This is a genomic window from Streptomyces roseoviridis, assembly GCF_039535235.1.
GTDB lineage: Bacteria > Actinomycetota > Actinomycetes > Streptomycetales > Streptomycetaceae > Streptomyces > Streptomyces roseoviridis.
In genome coordinates this window covers 1,315,297-1,332,265 of sequence record NZ_BAAAWU010000001.1, presented here as the reverse complement: position 1 = coordinate 1,332,265, position 16,969 = coordinate 1,315,297, and the positions used below count along the sequence as shown (strand labels likewise).

Here is a 16,969-nt window from a genome sequence, read left to right as displayed (position 1 = left end):
TACCTCCACGGCGAAGCTGATTAGCAGCTGGTCCGCGTTTTCCCGATGCCCATCAAGTCGAGCGCGTCGCGATCCTTAAGCCTGCCGACAGGCTGCTGACCTGCTGTTTTCCGAGTGTGCATCATGGGCGTTACGTGTGTTAGGTGCGATATCTTGACGCATATCGGACGCACGTGGCGCACGCCCTACGCGTGAGCTGACGGTCTACCAGCTGCAAAGAGCCCCCTCTTGACCGGTACGACATTCCGGTTGGAGGGGCGGCTTTCTGCTGCACGCGCGACCAGATCGCGACCTCTCCCAGTGCGCTCACCGCCATCGCTGATCAAGTGTGCTCTGTTGTTGCACCCTGGCGAGGAAATATGCCTGCGGCGCTGAGCGTTGGAGGGGTCTACGAAGAGGGGGAGGTGTCGGAACTGCGGTTGTTCCAGACGGTGCACGGGGGCGTGAACGAGCTTACGGCCCGGCTTGCTGCGGCCGAAGCGGACGTACAGGGCCTTGTCGAGGCGAACATGGAGGCGCTGCTCGGCGTCCGGTTCGTGGCGTCCGAATACAGCACCGGCGCCGTCCACGGCGGACGTATCGACTCGCTTGGGCTGGACGAGAACGGCTCGCCGGTGATCGTCGAGTACAAGAGGGCGACCGACCCCGGTGTCCTGTCACAGGGCCTGTACTACATGCTGTGGCTGATGGACCACCGGGACGAATTCCATGCCCTGGTCCGCGAGCGCCTCGGTGCGACCGTGGCCTCGGCGGTGCTGTGGAGCGGGCCGCGGCTGATCTGTATCGCCGGCGACTTCACGCGATACGACCTGCACGCGGTGCGCGAGCATCGCCGGTCGATCGACCTGGTGCGGTACCGGCTGTTCGGCGATCATCACATCGCACTGGAGACGGTCGCCTCGGTCGCCGCCCCCGGCAGGCCGGCCGGCCGACGGGACACTGCGCGGGGCGGGCAGGGGCAGGCGCCCCGTCGTAAGGCCGGCACCATGACGGAGCTCGCGACGGTCGTCGACGAGGTGCTGCGAGGGTTGGGGGAGGACGTGACGAAGGTGGCGCGCAAGCAGTACGACGCCTACCAGCGGCTGCGGAACTTCGCCTGTGTCACCGGCCGGCAGGACAAGCTCCTCGTCTACCTCAAGGCTGCGCCGACGGCAGTCGAGCTCGTGCCTGGCTTCACCCGGGACGTGACAGGGCTGGGGCACCACGGCACGGGGCACCTGGAGGTCCAGCTGCGCTCGGAGAAGGACGTCGAACGGGCGCTGGAGCTGTTCCGCGAGTCGTACGAGGCGGAAACCGGGGATCCTCTCCTATATTCCGCTACATTCCGCCCCGCACCGATCCCGGGCAGTTTCACCAGCCAGAGGGCTTGGTTGGGCCAAGGACGCGGGTGACGGTGATCTCGATGACGACCCGGTGGGGGTTCACGCGTGGGGTCTTGTACCGCTCGGTGTACCGGCGCTCGGCGTCGGCGACGGACGCTGGGTCATCCTTGATGACGGCAGTTCCTTCGAGGGTGGACCAGCGTCGGCCTTCGGCCTGACTCACAGCGACGCGTGCTTCGGTGCCGGCGGCCAGGGCAGCGCGGATGTTGCGGACCTTCTTGTTGCCGCCGTCGGTGATGACGCGGGCGATCCGAGTCTCGGGGTCGTAGGTGACGCCGACAGGAGTGGTATGCGGGGTGCCGTCTGGCCGGAGCGTGGTCAGGAAGCAGGTCCTGCGCTCCTGCCAGAACGTGTCGTCTCCGTCGGTGTGCGGGGTGGCGGTGTCCAACGGTCGGTCTCCTCGTTGCGAACGGCTCGGCACAGCACCCTCCGGCCTGGTGGTGCGGTGCGTGACGTGGGCCTCGACCGTAACGCGAGGGCGAACCGGACCTGCGCCGGGCCCCGGCCGTCGCTTCACACGAGGGGCGGCCAGGTCAGGCGTCGCTTCCGAAGGGCTCTTGACGTGATCGATGCCGCGCTCCCCGTATGGCTGTACATCGGAATCCTTGCGAGGAGTCCGCGCAGACCGCTGCATTGCCCGGGCGTCAGCCGACTCCGCAGGCTGACCGACCAACATCGTCGATGTGACCCGGGCGCCCCCCACGAGGTCAAGCCCCGCGTCTCCGGTGCCCTCCAACGCTACGAAGACGCGCCGGCGGCGAAGCGTCGGCCTGGTCTTGGAAGTGGCCCGAGGCTTCCTGGAGGCGATGGATGGCGCGATGACGGGGAGGATCCCTGGGGCCGGCCTGACCACGACCCTCACCGTGCGAGTGGCCGACGGCTCCCCGCCGTCTGTTCCTGACCTGGCGCCGGGACGGCCACCTGACGCCGGAGTGCCGGGCACGTCGATCCCGAGGTCCGTCACCGGCGACTTCAGCAGCCGGGCCGGCTCGCAGGCAGCCGGAAGTTGACGTCCGAGCTGCATGGTGCCTTGAGCGCTGCACGCTATGCGCTGCCGTTCCCGTCAGCAGGCCGTTGCTGAGGGACGTCGGCAGTCTGCGCAGTCGCCCGTGAGCTCGAGGGTGTGGTGGATGTCGCTGAAGCCGGATGCCGCCGCTACGTCGGCGACCCAGCGTTCGACGACTTCTGTGTCGATCGGGTGGCTGCGGCCGCAGTCGCGGCACATGAGGTAGTGGCGGTGTACGCCTGCGGGGCGGATCCGGTACAGGCGTTCTCCCGCCTCGTCGCGGACGGTGTCGACCTGGCCGGCGCGTTCGAGGGCCTGGAGCGCGCGATACACCGTGGTCAGGCCAGTAGGCATCCCCGTCGCGGCCAGTGACGCGTGCAGCGCCTTGGCGGAGACGAAGTCAGGTGAGTGCATCAATGCGGTGTGCACGGCTTCGCGCTGACGGGTCGTACGTCTCCACGCGCCGGGCTGAGGTTGCGTCCGCGGCCCGGAGTCAGCCGGACTCACGCCAGCCATCTCCTCTTGTCTCCTCGTGAGCTGGGGAGCCGACAGCATAGATGAAAATGAAATCCAGGTGCAACTAACTGGGGTCGCGGTGTCGTGGGGTGAGAAGGGGGGTTGCGATGGGTTAACGAAAATGATTATCGTCTCGGTGTTCCATGACAGACATGGACATGACCCATGGGGGGTTACCTTGCACACCCGTAAGCGCCTGATGACCGTCACCGGCGTGGCCGCCGCCGCGCTCGCCGTGGCCGGGCTCAACAGCTCCGCCTTCGCCGCGACGACGCTCTCCACCGGCCACGTCGACGTCCTCGACGCGGAGTGGGACGGCGCTGTCTTCACGCTCCACGTGCACGACGAGACCAACGCCGCCGAGTACGCCCCGGCCGACGCGGTCCTCTCCGTACCGGCCGCGGCCAAGGTCGCGCGCCCGTCCGGCACGCAGTACGGCTTCCTCGGCACCGGAGCCCAGGTCTGGGTCCTGCCCCAAGACGAGGCCACGGCGACCGCCAAGAACATCCTGTGGCCCGGTATCTCCACCGAGCACCTGGCCACCGGTGTGTTCGCCAACAACACCGTGCAGTACAAGCTCGGCACCGTGACCCGCAACGGCGCCGCCACGGACGACTTCAGCGTCTACAAGGTCAATGGTTCGACCGTGGACCGCTACTGGGACAGCGGTACCACCACCTCGTACAAGAACAAGACGTTCGCCGTCGGCGGGCACGACCACGCCAACTGGGCCTTCGAGGAGCCCGGCACCTACAAGGTGAACTTCACGGTGACCGGCACCGTGGGCGGCGTCGCCAAGTCGGCCACGGCCACGTACACCTTCACCGTCTCCAACTGACCGGCCCATCGAACGCGGTGACCCGCCCGTGCCCCGCCGCACGGACGGGCCACCGCCATGGCAAGGAGAAAGGGACCATGAGCGTCCTGACCCACGGCCGTCGAGCCGTCGCGGTGACCGCCGGCACCCTGGCCGCGGCGCTGCTCGCCACCGCGGCCGGCCTCGTCGCGGCGGCTGGCGGAACCGCCCACGCCGATGCCGCCGCCGTCGTACTCGCCCAGGGCGACATCGACTTCGTACCCCAGCTCGCCGACGGCCGGCTCGACCTGCGGATCGCCGACCGCACCGGCGCGACGACCGTGGTGCGCGAACCCTCCGCGGTCGTGCTGCACGTGGTCCCCGAGGCCAAGGAATCGATCATCTCGCCGGTCAACCCGATCCTGGGGGACGGGCTGTACGGGTGGTTCCTGAACGGCCGTCACGCGAAGGACATCTTCGCGCTCGCGCCGGGCTGGACGGGCCTGGCCGGGGCGCGGTCGGTCGAGGTCACGCTCGACCGCTCGCAGGGGGAGGGGCGGTTCGCGCTCTACACCTTCACCGAAGAGATGGAGGGGTCGGACCAGGAGCCCGTCCAGCACCTCAACAGCGAAGACCCCGCCTACCGTTCCTTCGCCCTGCCCCAAGGGCCGGACCGGTTCGCGCCCACGTGGGGCTTCGCCGCCGAAGGTGTCCACCGGCTCACCCTCACCGTGAGCGCGACACTGGCCGACGGGACGAAGGTCAGCGACACCGAGACCCTCGCCGTCGCCGTCGGCTCCACGGACCCGACGCAGGTACGGCCCGGGGACGGCTCCACACCGACCCCCACGCCCACCACCCCGACTCCGTCCACCCCGACGCCGACCTCGACGGCGCCGCCGGCCGCGCACATCATCGCCGACGGACACATCGACCTGGCCGCCCGCCCGGTGGAAGCCGGAAAGCTCGCCTTCCAGATCAAGGAGGGCACACCCCAGGCCCCGCGGTGGCTGGAGCCCGACGACGTCGTCATCCATGTGAAGCCCGCGGCCAAGCGCCGTATCACCGAGGCGTACGACTTCCTCGGCACACCCGGGGACCCCGTGTGGTGGCTCCCGTCCACTCAGCTCGCCGGACTCGTCTGGCCCGGCTGGAACACCGAAGGGTTCTCCGCCTCCCAGGTCAAGGGCAGGATCACCTACCGCGTCGAGTCCCTCCAGGGCCCCGGCACCCTCGCCATCATCAACGACAACTCGATGGACAGCACCACCCTCGTCAACAGCGGCGACGGGCTGCCCGACGCGTTCGAACACACCGCCGGCAGCCACTCCCACTCCGCGTGGGCCTTCACCAAGGAAGGCGTCTACCGCACGACCTTCACCGTCGCCGCCACCCTCGCCGACGGCACGAAGCTGAGCGACACCGCCACGATCGCCTGGGCCGTGGGATCCACCGACCCGGCGACGGTGAAGCCGGGCCGGGGGACCGAGCCCACCGCTCCCGCGACCGCCACTCCCACCGCCACCCCGAGCACCACCGCGACCGTCTCCCCGCCCGCCCCGTCCGCGTCGACGTCCCCACCGGCCACCGGCGGAATGAACCCCTCGCAGGACACCTCGCAGGGTGCTTCCGGATCGGTCGGCGGCACCGGGAACGGTGTCCAGGCCACCAGCGGATCGGCAGGCGGCCGTCTGGCGTCCACCGGCAGCTCCGCGCTGCTCCCGATCGGCCTGTCGCTCGCCGCCGTCTGCTCCGGAACGGTGGCCTTCCTCGCCGCCCGCCGCCGCCGGGAGGTCGAGACGATCCCCACCACCGCTCACTGACCGCCGGCTCCGGGGCGTCATGGCCGTCCCTCCCCGCCCCGGAGCCGGTCCTCCTCCGTACCAACCAAGGAGTTTCCGTCGTGCGCACCGCACCACGAAGAACCGCTCTCGCACTGGCCGGTGCCCTGCTGCTGGCCGGCTGCTCGGGCACCGGCCCCGGCACGTCCGACGCCGCCCTGACGGTCTCGACGACGACCGGCATCATCGCCGACCTGGTACGCCGGGTCGGCGGCGAGCGCGTCGACGTCACCTCGATCGTGCCGCACCACGGCGACCCGCACTCCTACGAGCCCAGCCCGGGCGACACGGCCAAGGTCGCCCGGGCCGACCTCGTCTTCTCCAACGGGCTGCTCCTGGAGGAGCCCGGGATCATGAAGATGATCCACAACAACGCCCGCAAGGACGCGCCGAAGGTGGAGATCGCCGCCAAGCTGGAGCAGTTCGGCGGCACGGTCATGAAGCTGGAGGAGGACCTCGGGCTCGACGTGCTGTGGCTGGGCTGGGCCGTGGAGGGCAAGGTCGCCGGCGACGGGGCACACGTCCGTACCACCGCCGTGAAGCTCACCGGGCCGGGAGACCTGCACGTCTACCTCACCGACACGCTCGGCAACCCCACCAGCTACATCGACTCCTCCGACGGCCTCGACGGCAAGGACTCCTTCACCCTGCCGCCCGAGGCGCACACCCACGTCAACTGGGTCTTCACCAAGCCCGGTACGTACGAACTGACCGTACGCGGCCAGGTCGAGGCACTGGACGGAAAGACCACCGACGCCGGGCAGGGCACCGTCACCTTCACCGTCGGCGGCGCCGCGCACAACAAGGCGGCCAGGGGCCGCAAGGCGCTCGATGGCGGCCACGCCGACCTCACCCTCAACGCCCAGGAGAAATCGGTCTACGTACGGACCGACGAGAAGGCCACCGGCGAGCGGGTGCGCATGGCCGGCACGGCCGTGGCGCTGAACGTGCCCGACCGGGCGAAGCAGAAGGTGCCCAAGGAACCGCAGTACCGCTTCCTCGGCTCGGCCGGCCAGGACATCTGGGTGCTGCCGCAGGCCGTCATCGGCAAGCACGTCCACGGCGACATGGACCCGCACGCCTGGGGCGACGTCTCCAACGCCGAGGCGTACGCGCGCCGCATCCAGGCCGAACTCACCAAGGCCGACCCCGCCGGCAAGGCCGTCTACGAGCGCAACACCAAGGCGTACCTGAGCAAGCTCGCCGACCTCCACAAGGACGTCGCCGCCACCCTCGCGACCGTCCCCGAGGCCAACCGCAAGCTCATCACCACGCACGACGCCTTCGGCTACCTCGCCAAGGCATACGGCATGGAGGTCGCGGGCTTCGTCGTCCCCGTACCGAACCAGGAGCCGAGCGCGGCGGAGGTCGAGAAGCTGCGCAGCACCATCCGGCAGAAGAAGGTCCCGGCCGTCTTCCTCGAACCCAACCTCGCCGCACGCGCCGACATCCTGCGCCGGGTCGCCCAGGACGAGGGCGTCGGCCTCTGCACGATCTACGGCGACTCCTTCGACGACAAGGTCCACGACTACGTCGGGATGATGCGCCACAACGCCGACGAACTCGCCCGCTGCCTGGGCGGAAAGGGAAGCAGCAACCGATGACGAGCGTACGGAAGAAGGGGACGACGGGCCGGATCGCGCTGAGCTGCGCCGCCCTCGGCACCGCCATGGCGCTGAGTCCCGCCGCCGCGGCCCTCGCCGTGACCGACGAACCCGGCCCGGCCGCGACGGCGGCGCCCACGGAGCCGGTGGCCGGTCAGGCGATCGGCATCGACGACACGCATCTGGTCGTCGTCCCGGACGACGCCTCGTACGCCTTCCTGGGTGCCCCGGGCACGCGGGTGTGGGAGACCGAGGAGCCCGTGGGCACCGCCGGCCTCACGCTCACGGGCGTCGAAGGACCCGGCGCCCTCGTCATCCACCGGGCGGGGGAGGGGACGGGCCCCGAGCCGCTGGCGCACAGCGGCGCCGCCGAGGGGCTCCCCGAGGACGGCTACGCGATCCCGCCCCGTACCGAGGGCGTTGCCGGGCCCGTCGCCCGCTGGGCGTTCACCGCCCCGGGGACGTACCTGCTCACGCTCGCCGACCCGTCGGCGGAGCACGATCCCGTCCGCCGGACGACGACGCTGACGGTACGGGTCGGCAACGGCGCCGTGGCCGCGTCACCGCTCCCGCTCCCGGCCCCGGGCGAACCGGTACCGCCCGTCACAGGCGAACCCGGCTCCGCACCCCAGCCGTCCGGCACGGCCACGCCCTCACTCGACCAGCCCGTCCGGACCAAGGGCGCCCAGTCCGTCCAGGCGCGTGTCGGCGCTCCGCGCGCCGCGCAGGCGCCCGCCACCACCAAGGCCGCCACCGAGAAGAAGGTGCTCGCGGAAGGGCACCTCGACATCGCCGCCCGCGTCGTCGACGGAAAGCTCCAGATCCAGGTCAAGGACGGCACGGTCGCAGGCAAGACCACCTGGCGCGAACCCTCCTCGGTAGTGCTCCACATCAAGTCCGCCGCTAAGAAGCAGATCCCGGCGGGGGACACCTTCTCCTTCCTGGGCAAGGCCGGCGACCCGATATGGCTCCTCGACCAGGTCCAGCAGGAGGGCCTGCTGTGGCCCGGCTGGTCCACGGACAACGTCGAGGCGGGCGCGCTCAAGGGCGGCGTGAAGTTCGGACTGACCAAGGCCGACGGGCCGGGCGGCTTCGCCCTCTACACGTACGACGGCCTCTCGGGAGCGTCCGTCCTCTTCAACAGCAAGGACGGCGTACCGGACACCATCGACGTACCGGCCAACACGCACGCGCACGGCGGTTGGGCCTTCCGGGGCGAGGGCGTCCACCGGCTGACCCTCTCCATGACCGGCACCCTGGCGAACGGCTCCGCCTCGACCGACACCGAGACCGTCACGTTCGTGGTGGGCGACAAGACGGACCCGGGTTCCGTCAGCCCGTCCGGCGGCGCGTCCGGAACCGGGGGATCGTCCACGGGGCCCGACGGCAAGCCCGGTCCGGACGGGGGCACGTCCGCGTCCGCAGGGACGGGAGAGGGCAGCGGCAATTCGGGGCAGGGTAACGGCAGCTCGGGGCAGGGCAACGGCACCTCGGGCTCCATGGCGAGCACCGGTGCGGAAGACGTCGTGCTCATGGGTGGCGGCGCCGTGGCGCTCGCCGCCGCCGGCACCGCGCTCGTCGTGCTGAACCGTCGCCGGGAGCAGCGGAACGGAGCAAGGGCATGAGCGACGAGGCTCCCGTCCTGCGGGCCGAAGGCGTCACCGTCGCCCTGGGAGGCCGCATCGCGCTCGAGGACGCCCACCTCTCGGTCCGCCCGGGGCAACTGGTCGGGCTGATCGGACCCAACGGCGCCGGCAAGACCACCCTGCTGCGCGCGGTTCTCGGCCTGACCCCGCTCGCGTCCGGCCGCGTCCTCGTGGCCGGGCAGCCCGTCTCCGAGGCACGGCGGCTGATCGGCTACGTCCCCCAGCGGCACGAGTTCGCCTGGGACTTCCCGGTCGACATCACGGGCGCCGTCCTGTCCGGCCGTACCAAGCGCATCGGATGGCTGCGCCGGCCAGCGGCGGCCGACCACGCCGCCGTGGAGCGGGCCCTGGAGCTCACCGGGCTCACCGACCTGCGGCGCCGGCCCATCGGCGAGCTGTCGGGCGGCCAGCGGCAACGCGTCCTCGTAGCCCGTGCACTGGCCGCCGAACCACGGATCCTGCTCCTGGACGAGCCGTTCACCGGCGTCGACGTCCCCACGCAGGAACTGCTCAACGACCTGTTCGGCCGGCTGGCCGAGGACGGAACCGCCCTGCTGATGACCACCCACGACCTGGCGGCCGCCGCCCGCACCTGCACCCGCGTCGTCCTGCTCAACCGGACGGTGGTCGCCGAGGGCGGACCGGAGCTGCTCTCCGACCCGGACCGTATGCTCCGGGCCTTCGGCCTCGACCGGGCGGCCGTGCCGCACCAGCGGACCTCCGACAAGGAGGCGGCGGCGTGATCGAGTTTCTGCTCTCCCCCTGGGAACTGCCCTTCATGCAGCGCGCCTTCGCGGTCGCCGCGGTCGTCGGCCTCGTGTGCGGGGTCGTCGGGGTCTACGTCGTCCTGCGCGGCATGGCCTTCATCGGCGACGCCGTCGCCCACTCCGCGTTCCCCGGGGTGGCGCTCGCCTACGCCCTGGAGGGCAACCTGCTGCTCGGCGGCGCCGCCGCCGGTGTCACCACCGCCGTGCTCATCGCCTTCGTCTCGCAGAACCGGCGGCTGAAGGAGGACACCGTCATCGGCGTCTTCTTCGCGTTCGCCTTCGGCCTCGGCATCGTCCTGGTGTCCACCCGCGACAGCTGGACGACCGACCTGTCCTCCTTCCTCTTCGGCCAGGTCCTCGCCGTCGGCCCCGAGGACGTGTGGACGGTGGCGGCCATCGGCGCCGTCCTCGTCACGGTCGTCCTCCTGCTGCGCAAGGAGCTCATCGCCGTGACCCTGGACCGGGAGACGGCCCGCGCCGCCGGGCTGCCGGTCTTCGGCCTCGACCTGGTGCTCTACATCGTGGTGACGACGACGATCGTCATGTCCCTGGAGGCCGTCGGCAACATCCTCGTCCTCGCGCTGCTCATCACGCCCGCCGCGACCGCGCGCATGCTCACCGACCGGCTCGGTGTCATGACCGCTCTGGCGTCCGGCATCGGCTGCGCCGGCACCCTGGGCGGCCTGTACGTGTCCTACGCCTACGACCTGGCCGCCGGCGGCTCCATCGTCGTCGTCCTCACCGGGATCTTCGCCCTCACCTGGTGCCTCGCCCCCAAGCACGGCCTCCTGACCCGTGCCCGCCGTCGAGCGGTGCCCACAGCGACACCGCACGCGCCGGAGCCCACGCGAGAGGCGACCGTATAGAAGACGGACAGGCAATGGGAACGAAGTGGGGCGCCGCGAGAATCTCGCGGCGCCCCACTGGGCTTCGGGTCCTACGGAAGCCTGAACAGGTTCATCCGGTACTCCTCCACCTGGGGCAGCCGCTGCCCGGCGAGACCGGTGAGCATCTCCCGGTAGGCGGCGGGAAGGGGGTCGTACACACGCGGCGGAAGAGCGGAGAGCGTGTGGGAGGCGATCAGCTCGGTCCCGGGACACCACTGTGTGATGACGTCCGGGCCGGCGCAGGACCATCGCATGCGGGCGTCCACCTTGCTGAGCGCGTCATGCCGGTCCTGGTCGCCGACGATGGCCGGGCCCGCGGTGTCCAGGGCCAGCCACGACCCCGGGAAACGCTCGGCGAGCAGACCGACGACCGCGCGGACATCGGCCTCGTCCAGGAAGGGCAGCACGGCCTCGGCACTGAAGAAGTACGGGCCGTCGGCGCCGGCCGCCACCGCCTCCGTCCACGTGCCGTCGGTCACGGAGGCGGCGATCGTCGTCCGGCGCGGGGTGTCGGTGAAGAGGGACCGCCGCACCTCGATCACGTCGGGCAGATCGAGCTCGAACCAGCGTGCCCTTCCGTTGTCGACGCGCTCGTAGCGCGTGTTGAGACCGGTGCCGATCTCGACGACGGTGCCGGACGGGTGGGTGGTGAGGAAGTCCCTCACCCACCTGTCGAACAGCACCGACCGCAGAACCGTTCCCACGAGGCTCGGCAGACCGTCGAAGCGCCGGAAGTCGTAGGGCAGCGCCGCCACGATCTCCTCGGCGCGCGGGTCGCGCAGCGCGGCGTCCTCCTTGCGGTGCTCCACCGCCCGTCCGTAGAGCGGAATCAGGAGTGTCTCCTGGACCGCGCCCCGGAAAGGACCGTGTTTCGTCACTCTTGCCTCCATCCCGGCCCGCGTGGAGGGGAGCGCTCAGGGCTCGCCCGACTCTTCGGGGGCCTCGCGAAAAGGGGCCGGGCCGGACGGTGCCGTGGCTGCGACCACCGTCCGGCCCGGAGCGTGCGGGGCTGGGGTTTCAGGCCGCCTGCTCGTGTTCGCAGGCGTCCTCGATGCCGTACGTCTCCCAGTCGGGGAAGTCGTCGTCGGCGGGAACGGTCTCGCCCGGTGCCAGCAGGCAGGCGTCGAGGGCCGCGCGGAGGGCGTCGGCGCGCAGGCCGGTGCCGATGAAGACCAGTTCCTGGCCCTGCGTGGTGTCCGGGCCGCGGGCGCCGGACGGTTCGAACCGGGCGACCGCGCCGGCCTGGGACCACAGCCCGGTCACCCGGGGCCGACTGGCGAGCCAGAAGAACCCCTTGGAACGCAGGACCCGCCCGAACGTCCCGCTGTCGAGGCCCTTGGTGACGAACGCCCACAGCCGTCCGGGGTGGAACGGCCGGTCGGAGCGGAACACCAGCGAGGAGATGCCGTACTCCTCCGTCTCCGGCACGTGGTCGCCGTTGAGCTCCTTCACCCAGCCCGGGGCCTGCTGCGCCTTCTCCACGTCGAACAGGCCGGTGCCCAGGAGGCGTTCGAGGGGGACCTGCCCGCGTACCGAGGGCACGATCCGCGCCTCCGGATTCAGCCGGGAGAGCGCGGCGCGCAGCCGGCGCGCCTCCTCCGGTCCCACCAGATCGAGCTTGTTGAGCACGATGACATCGGCGAACTCGACCTGGTCCATGAGCAGGTCGCTGACGGTGCGCTCGTCGTCCTCGTACGGGGCGAGGCCGCGCGCGACGAGTTCGTCGCCACCGCCGAGTTCCGTCAGGAAGTTCGCGGCGTCCACGACGGTCACCATCGTGTCCAGCCGGGCGAGGTCGCCGAGGGTGGCCCCGTCGTCCCGGGGAAAGGAGAACGTGGCGGCGACCGGCATGGGCTCGGAGGTGCCGCTGGACTCGATGAGCAGGTAGTCGAAGCGGCCCTCGCGGGCCAGTCGGTCGACCTCCTCCAGGAGGTCGTCGCGCAGGGTGCAGCAGATGCACCCGTTGGTCATCTCGACCAGCCGCTCCTCGGTACGGGACAGGGCCGCCCCGCCGCCGCGCACGAGCGCCGCGTCGATGTTGACCTCACTCATGTCGTTGACGATGACCGCGACCCGCAGCCCTTCGCGATTCCCGAGCACGTGGTTGAGCAGCGTGGTCTTCCCGGCCCCGAGGAACCCGGAGAGCACGGTCACGGGAAGCCGGTCGGTGGACGTCATGAGCGCTCAGCCCTCCGGCTGGATGAGGCCGCGCTCGTACGCCTTCACCAGGCGCTGCGGGACCTGGTACACGACGCCGTCGACGGTGACCGGCACCAGCTGGGGCGTGGTCGCCTTCCACTGGGCGCGGCGGTGGCGGGTGTTGCTGCGGGACATCTTCCGCTTGGGGACGGCCATCGTGAGACTCCTCGGTCCGGTGCTGACGCGAAGAGGCTATATGAAAATGGATGCCATTCTCAATCTGGCTCTGTCCGGCTGAAGAGCGGGTCGGACCACCCGCTCCAGACCGCGCGGCCCAGTGACAGCTCGGCATCCGTGACCAACGCGCTGTCCAGCGCGCTCGTGATGCGGTCGGCGTCGATGCCCGGGCCGGTGAACCGGATCTCACTGCGCCGCTCGCCGTAGTAGTCGTCCCACAACCAGCCGGCGAGCGTGCGGCGTTGCGCGGAGGCGGCTTCCCACGCGTGGGTGTCGGACTCCTCCAGCCATCGGTCGGCCTCGCGGACATCGAGGTGGGGGCCTGCCGACCGCCACTGGATGACGGCGTCCGGCCGGTTGGCGAACCAGAGGTGGCCCCGGCTCCGCAGCACGCCGAACATGACGTCCCCCAGGGCTTCGGCGAGCCGGCCCGGGTGCAGTGGCCGGCGGGCGCGCCAGACGAGACTGGAGACGGCGGGGTGGGTGTCCGGGACTGAGGGGAGGAACGTGACCGGCTCCAGCGATCCCGCCCACGCTTCGCGGGCGAGTGCGGGTGGCCGTCTCCCCGTCAATGCCTCGCCGCTCGGGGGCGGTTGCCGGAGCGTCGCCACATGGGCGCGGGTGTTGAGGTGCCGTACGAGGGTCACCGCGCCCTCCCGTGCGGAGGAGCCGTCCCGGGTGGCCATGAGGAGCGTGTCGACGGCCTCGATCTGCCGGACCGCGGCCTCGGCCGCGGTGAGCGGCTCGCTCCATCCGGCCTCCCCCCACAGGCGCGTCGTCCGGCGTACGTCGGTGACGTCCCTCAGGAGGGTGGCGGGGTCGATGGCGGCGAGCACGGGAGCGCAGTCGTAATGGTCGTCCAGGCTGTCGGCCCCGATCCTCTCGCGCCACAGATCCAGGAGGAAGGGCAGGAGGTCGGTCTCCGGCGGCAGTGTCAGGAGGACGTGCACGTCCTTCCTTGCCCGCCGCAGTGCGATCAGGTCCTGTCGCAGGATCACGCTCGGGTCGCCCGTCGCCCCCGACGAGACGTGCGCCGCCTTGCCGGCGGAGGGCGATCCGGTGGCTGTCAGGCGCTGGACCACCGGGTACGGGCCGGCCGTGCCGGCCTGGATGGACACGGAGACGGTGACTGCCTCCGGGTGCCGACGGGACAGGAGTCCGGCGAGCTCGCCGCGGACTCCGGGGGTGTTGCCGACGAGGACGCTCAGCAAGCCCTTCGGGGGTGGATGGGCGCTCGGCGTGCGGCGCTTCGGTTCAGGATGCATGTCGAGGATGTCTCGCGAAGGGGGAGGCCGGGTGGCGGGGCGGGGTCTCGCGGTGGGCACACCGGGCCGGTTGCGGCGGGATGCCTCGGCCTCTCGGGCGTCCGCGTGCGGCCTCCGCGGCCCCCCTCGCGGGCCCGCGGGGTGCCGCACGCGGACGGAGCGACCCTAAAAGCTCATGGCATTCGTTTTCAATGGCCGGGCTGCGGTTGGTGTGCGCGAGGGCCGCCCGGTCGGGTCGAATGGCCGGTGGAGCGGGTGTCTACCAGGACGACTTGGTCACTCCCGGCAGGAAGCCGGCGTGCGCCTGCCGGCGCGCCCGTACCCGGGAGAGGCCGAACTTGCGCAGGTAGCCGCGGGGCCGGCCGTCCACGCTGTCGCGGTTGCGTACGCGGGTGGCGCTGGCGTTGCGGGGCTGTCGGCGCAGCTCCGCCTGGGCGGCCTCGCGTTCGGCCGCCGTGGAGCGCGGGTGGCGGATGATCTCCTTCAGTTCCGCCCGCCGGGCGGCGTACCGCTCGACGATCTCCTTGCGCTTCTCGTTCTGCGCGATCTTGCTCTTCTTCGCCATCAGACCTTTCCTCCCCGTGCGCGGATCCGGGCCACGGCGGCCTCGATGCCGATCGTGTCCACCGTCTTGATCGCCCGGGCGCTCAGCGTGAGGCGGACGTGCCGCCCCTCGCTCGGCAGCCAGTAGCGCTTGCGCTGGATGTTCGGGTCGAAGCGGCGCGAGGTGCGCCGGTGCGAGTGGGAGATGTTGTTGCCGAAGCCCGGCTTGGCGCCGGTCAGTTGGCAGTGGGCCGACATGGATGCAGCCGCCTTTCTCGCTGGGGGAGCGTGTTGGTAATGGAAATCATTGCCATATACTAGCCGCATGGCACGCAACGAGATCCGCCCGGTCATCAAGCTCCGCTCCACGGCGGGCACCGGGTTCACCTACGTCACCCGCAAGAACCGGCGCAATGACCCGGACCGCATGGTGCTCCGCAAGTACGACCCTGTCGTCGGCCGCCACGTCGACTTCCGCGAAGAGCGCTGACCCCCTTCGCACACCACCCCGCCCCCGCACCACCGAAAGGCCCTGCCATGAAGTCCGGAATCCACCCCGCCTACGCCCCCGTCGTCTTCCGCGACTCCGCCTCCGGCACCGCGTTCCTCACCCGCTCCACGATGACCAGCGACAAGACGATCGAGTGGGAGGACGGCAACACCTACCCGGTCGTCGACGTGGAGATCTCCTCCGCGAGCCACCCCTTCTACACGGGCACCGCCCGGGTCCTCGACACCGCCGGCCGCGTCGAGAAGTTCCAGCGCCGCTACGGGGCCCGCTGATGGGCCACGAGCAGCAGCTCCCCGTCGTCATCGTCGCCGGCCTGCACGCCGAGGCCAGGACCCAGGTCGTCGACCGCCTGCTGCACGCCGTGCAAGGGAGCGTGGCGCTGCACCACGACCTCGCCGGAGCACCTGACGGCACCGTCCTGCGGCTGATCCGCGACGCCTCCGGAACCCTGTCCCGCGGCGAGACGCCCTTGGTCGACGACTGCGCGTGCTGCGCACTGCGCGAGGACCTCGTCCCGGAACTGCAGCGGCTCGCCGACGCCGGCCTGACCCGGCTCGCCGTCGTCGAACTGTGGGACTCGGTCGAGCCCAAGGCCATGGCCGAGGTGATCGCCGGACACGGCGGCGACCGCCTCGCCCTGACGAACGTCATCACCGCCGTCGATCCCGCGCTCATCCTGCCCTACCTCGCCAACGGCGACGACCTCGCCGAGGCCGGCCTCGCCGCCGCCCCCACCGACCAGCGGACCGTCGGCGACACCTGGGCCCGCCAACTGGAGTACGCGCCCGTTCTCGCCGTCGTCGACAACGACGAAGCCGACGACGAGGACCGCGCCCTCCTCGCACAGCTGCACCCCACCGCGCTCCGCGTACCGGCCGCGTCACCGGAACTCGCCCGGGCCGCGTTCGCCGGCATCGACGTCGAGGCCGCCGCGGCCGCCCAGCACCCCGCCTGCGCACTCCTGCCCCAGGAAGCCGACGAGGCAGGCGTCACCACCTTCGTCTGGCACCGCCGACGGCCGTTCCACCCCGAGCGCCTCTACCATGCGCTCGAAGACCTGTGCTGCGCCGCCGCACGAAGCCGCGGCCGCTTCTGGCTCGCCGACCGCCCCGACACCCTGCTCGCCTGGGACGCGGCCGGCGGGGCGCTGTGTGTGGAGAGCGCCGGCCCTTGGCTGGCATCCCTGCCGGACGCGGCCTGGGAGATGGTCCCTCCCATGCGCCGGGCCGCAGCCGCGCTCGACTGGCACCCCGAGCACGGCGACTGCTGCCAGCATCTCGTCTTCACCTCGCCAGGTCTCGACCGCGACGGCCTGGAACGACTCCTCGACTCCTGCCTGCTGACGGACGCGGAGTACGCGTCAGGGCGCGAGGCATGGAAGCACCTGCCCGCCGCCTTCGCCTCCCTCCTCGACGCCGCCTGACACCAACCCGCAAGACCCGCTCACGGCTCGGCACGACCGTGACCGAAAACTTCCACAAGGAGACACCGACATGGCCCGACGCCCCGACCCTCGCAAGCCCGTCAAGTCCCGCCCCAACCCGCTCGACGCCGCCGGGATCACCTACATCGACTACAAGGACACCAACCTCCTGCGGAAGTTCATCTCCGACCGTGGCAAGATCCGCAGCCGACGCGTCACCCATGTGACCGCCCAGCAGCAGCGGGCCCTCGCCACCGCCATCAAGAACGCCCGGAGATGGCTCTCCTGCCGTACGCCAGCCGCTGATCGCATCTGGGCCGACCCTTGGAGCGTGCTGACGGGCTCCGTTGGAGAGCCCGGCCGCGCGGAGAGTAATCTGATTGATTGCCATTTCGCTTTCGTCGGG

Annotated in this window: 18 protein-coding genes and 1 pseudogene; 11 read left to right on the top strand and 8 right to left on the bottom strand. The window is 70.9% G+C overall.

What is annotated here, in order from left to right; translation table 11 throughout:
* Positions 1-404 precede the first annotated feature (404 nt).
* Positions 405-1,391: a DUF5655 domain-containing protein gene (locus ABD954_RS06010; protein WP_345491987.1), complete on the top strand. Its 987-nt coding sequence runs from the start codon at positions 405-407 to the stop codon at positions 1,389-1,391.
* Here ABD954_RS06010 and ABD954_RS06005 read toward each other — a convergent pair.
* Positions 1,351-1,770: a PPOX class F420-dependent oxidoreductase gene (locus tag ABD954_RS06005; RefSeq protein WP_345484729.1), complete on the bottom strand. Its 420-nt coding sequence runs from the start codon at positions 1,768-1,770 to the stop codon at positions 1,351-1,353. The two genes, ABD954_RS06010 and ABD954_RS06005, sit on opposite strands and share 41 nt — an antisense overlap.
* Positions 1,771-2,445: 675 nt before the next feature.
* Positions 2,446-2,802, bottom strand: coding sequence for a Fur family transcriptional regulator (locus ABD954_RS06000; protein ID WP_382745974.1), 357 nt, complete (start codon positions 2,800-2,802; stop codon positions 2,446-2,448).
* Between the two features lie 280 nt (positions 2,803-3,082).
* Here ABD954_RS06000 and ABD954_RS05995 point away from each other — a divergent pair, with 280 nt between their 5' ends.
* From ABD954_RS05995 to ABD954_RS05970, 6 genes are all read left to right on the top strand, one after another.
* Entirely contained in the window at positions 3,083-3,742 is a 660-nt protein-coding gene (locus ABD954_RS05995; RefSeq protein ID WP_345484727.1) for a choice-of-anchor M domain-containing protein, read from the top strand.
* A 77-nt stretch (positions 3,743-3,819) separates the two neighbouring features.
* A complete protein-coding gene (locus tag ABD954_RS05990) occupies positions 3,820-5,523 on the top strand; it encodes a choice-of-anchor M domain-containing protein (RefSeq protein ID WP_345484726.1) in 1,704 nt (567 codons plus the stop codon).
* Between the two features lie 80 nt (positions 5,524-5,603).
* The gene (locus ABD954_RS05985) at positions 5,604-7,145 is read left to right on the top strand and encodes an anchored repeat ABC transporter, substrate-binding protein (protein ID WP_345484725.1); all 1,542 of its coding nucleotides are present in this window, start codon (positions 5,604-5,606) and stop codon (positions 7,143-7,145) included.
* Positions 7,142-8,770, top strand: a complete 1,629-nt coding sequence (locus tag ABD954_RS05980) for a TIGR03773 family transporter-associated surface protein (RefSeq protein WP_345484723.1) — start codon at positions 7,142-7,144, stop codon at positions 8,768-8,770. The genes ABD954_RS05985 and ABD954_RS05980 overlap by 4 nt, the downstream gene beginning before the upstream one ends.
* Positions 8,767-9,534, top strand: coding sequence for an anchored repeat-type ABC transporter ATP-binding subunit (locus tag ABD954_RS05975; protein WP_345484722.1), 768 nt, complete (start codon positions 8,767-8,769; stop codon positions 9,532-9,534). Before ABD954_RS05980 ends, ABD954_RS05975 begins: the two co-directional genes overlap by 4 nt.
* On the top strand, positions 9,531-10,424 hold the full coding sequence (locus tag ABD954_RS05970; protein WP_345484721.1) for an anchored repeat-type ABC transporter permease subunit: 894 nt from the start codon (positions 9,531-9,533) through the stop codon (positions 10,422-10,424). Before ABD954_RS05975 ends, ABD954_RS05970 begins: the two co-directional genes overlap by 4 nt.
* A 71-nt stretch (positions 10,425-10,495) precedes the next feature.
* Here ABD954_RS05970 and ABD954_RS05965 read toward each other — a convergent pair whose 3' ends face one another.
* The 6 genes from ABD954_RS05965 to rpmB all read right to left on the bottom strand — a co-directional run bounded on the left by ABD954_RS05965 (position 10,496) and on the right by rpmB (position 14,887).
* Positions 10,496-11,323 (bottom strand): class I SAM-dependent methyltransferase, encoded by an 828-nt coding sequence (locus ABD954_RS05965; RefSeq protein ID WP_345484720.1) that lies wholly within the window; start codon positions 11,321-11,323, stop codon positions 10,496-10,498.
* 139 nt (positions 11,324-11,462) lie between these two features.
* A complete protein-coding gene (locus tag ABD954_RS05960; RefSeq protein WP_345484719.1) occupies positions 11,463-12,623 on the bottom strand; it encodes a GTP-binding protein in 1,161 nt (386 codons plus the stop codon).
* 6 nt (positions 12,624-12,629) lie between these two features.
* A complete protein-coding gene (rpmF, locus tag ABD954_RS05955; RefSeq protein WP_344642506.1) occupies positions 12,630-12,800 on the bottom strand; it encodes a 50S ribosomal protein L32 in 171 nt (56 codons plus the stop codon).
* Positions 12,801-12,859: 59 nt separating this feature from the next.
* On the bottom strand, positions 12,860-14,086 hold the full coding sequence (locus ABD954_RS05950) for a GTP-binding protein (protein WP_345484718.1): 1,227 nt from the start codon (positions 14,084-14,086) through the stop codon (positions 12,860-12,862).
* Positions 14,087-14,345: 259 nt separating this feature from the next.
* A complete protein-coding gene (gene rpsN, locus ABD954_RS05945) occupies positions 14,346-14,651 on the bottom strand; it encodes a 30S ribosomal protein S14 (protein ID WP_345484717.1) in 306 nt (101 codons plus the stop codon).
* Positions 14,651-14,887: a 50S ribosomal protein L28 gene (gene rpmB, locus ABD954_RS05940; RefSeq protein ID WP_282697264.1), complete on the bottom strand. Its 237-nt coding sequence runs from the start codon at positions 14,885-14,887 to the stop codon at positions 14,651-14,653. Before rpmB ends, rpsN begins: the two co-directional genes overlap by 1 nt.
* A gap of 67 nt (positions 14,888-14,954) precedes the next feature.
* Here rpmB and rpmG point away from each other — a divergent pair, with 67 nt between their 5' ends.
* The 4 genes and pseudogenes from rpmG to rpsR all read left to right on the top strand — a co-directional run bounded on the left by rpmG (position 14,955) and on the right by rpsR (position 16,869).
* The gene (gene rpmG / locus ABD954_RS05935; protein ID WP_345484713.1) at positions 14,955-15,119 is read left to right on the top strand and encodes a 50S ribosomal protein L33; all 165 of its coding nucleotides are present in this window, start codon (positions 14,955-14,957) and stop codon (positions 15,117-15,119) included.
* Positions 15,120-15,166: 47 nt separating this feature from the next.
* Entirely contained in the window at positions 15,167-15,412 is a 246-nt protein-coding gene (locus ABD954_RS05930) for a type B 50S ribosomal protein L31 (protein ID WP_345484712.1), read from the top strand.
* Positions 15,412-16,563 carry a CobW family GTP-binding protein gene (locus tag ABD954_RS05925; RefSeq protein ID WP_345484710.1) on the top strand — a complete coding sequence of 384 codons (1,152 nt, stop codon included), beginning with the start codon at positions 15,412-15,414 and terminating at the stop codon, positions 16,561-16,563. Before ABD954_RS05930 ends, ABD954_RS05925 begins: the two co-directional genes overlap by 1 nt.
* A gap of 70 nt (positions 16,564-16,633) precedes the next feature.
* Positions 16,634-16,869 (top strand): annotated as a pseudogene (gene rpsR / locus ABD954_RS05920) (30S ribosomal protein S18).
* Positions 16,870-16,969: the final 100 nt, after the last annotated feature.

Excerpts from the sequence above, each read along its gene's own strand:
- ABD954_RS06000 (WP_382745974.1), bottom strand. The coding sequence starts at position 2,802 with ATGCACTCACCTGACTTCGTCTCCGCCAAGGCGCTGCACGCGTCACTG.
- ABD954_RS05990 (WP_345484726.1), top strand. The coding sequence starts at position 3,820 with ATGAGCGTCCTGACCCACGGCCGTCGAGCCGTCGCGGTGACCGCCGGC.
- ABD954_RS05980 (WP_345484723.1), top strand. The coding sequence starts at position 7,142 with ATGACGAGCGTACGGAAGAAGGGGACGACGGGCCGGATCGCGCTGAGC.
- ABD954_RS05975 (WP_345484722.1), top strand. The coding sequence starts at position 8,767 with ATGAGCGACGAGGCTCCCGTCCTGCGGGCCGAAGGCGTCACCGTCGCC.
- ABD954_RS05960 (WP_345484719.1), bottom strand. The coding sequence starts at position 12,623 with ATGACGTCCACCGACCGGCTTCCCGTGACCGTGCTCTCCGGGTTCCTC.
- rpmF (WP_344642506.1), bottom strand. The coding sequence starts at position 12,800 with ATGGCCGTCCCCAAGCGGAAGATGTCCCGCAGCAACACCCGCCACCGC.
- ABD954_RS05950 (WP_345484718.1), bottom strand. The coding sequence starts at position 14,086 with ATGCATCCTGAACCGAAGCGCCGCACGCCGAGCGCCCATCCACCCCCG.
- rpsN (WP_345484717.1), bottom strand. The coding sequence starts at position 14,651 with ATGGCGAAGAAGAGCAAGATCGCGCAGAACGAGAAGCGCAAGGAGATC.
- rpmB (WP_282697264.1), bottom strand. The coding sequence starts at position 14,887 with ATGTCGGCCCACTGCCAACTGACCGGCGCCAAGCCGGGCTTCGGCAAC.
- rpmG (WP_345484713.1), top strand. The coding sequence starts at position 14,955 with ATGGCACGCAACGAGATCCGCCCGGTCATCAAGCTCCGCTCCACGGCG.
- ABD954_RS05930 (WP_345484712.1), top strand. The coding sequence starts at position 15,167 with ATGAAGTCCGGAATCCACCCCGCCTACGCCCCCGTCGTCTTCCGCGAC.
- ABD954_RS05925 (WP_345484710.1), top strand. The coding sequence starts at position 15,412 with ATGGGCCACGAGCAGCAGCTCCCCGTCGTCATCGTCGCCGGCCTGCAC.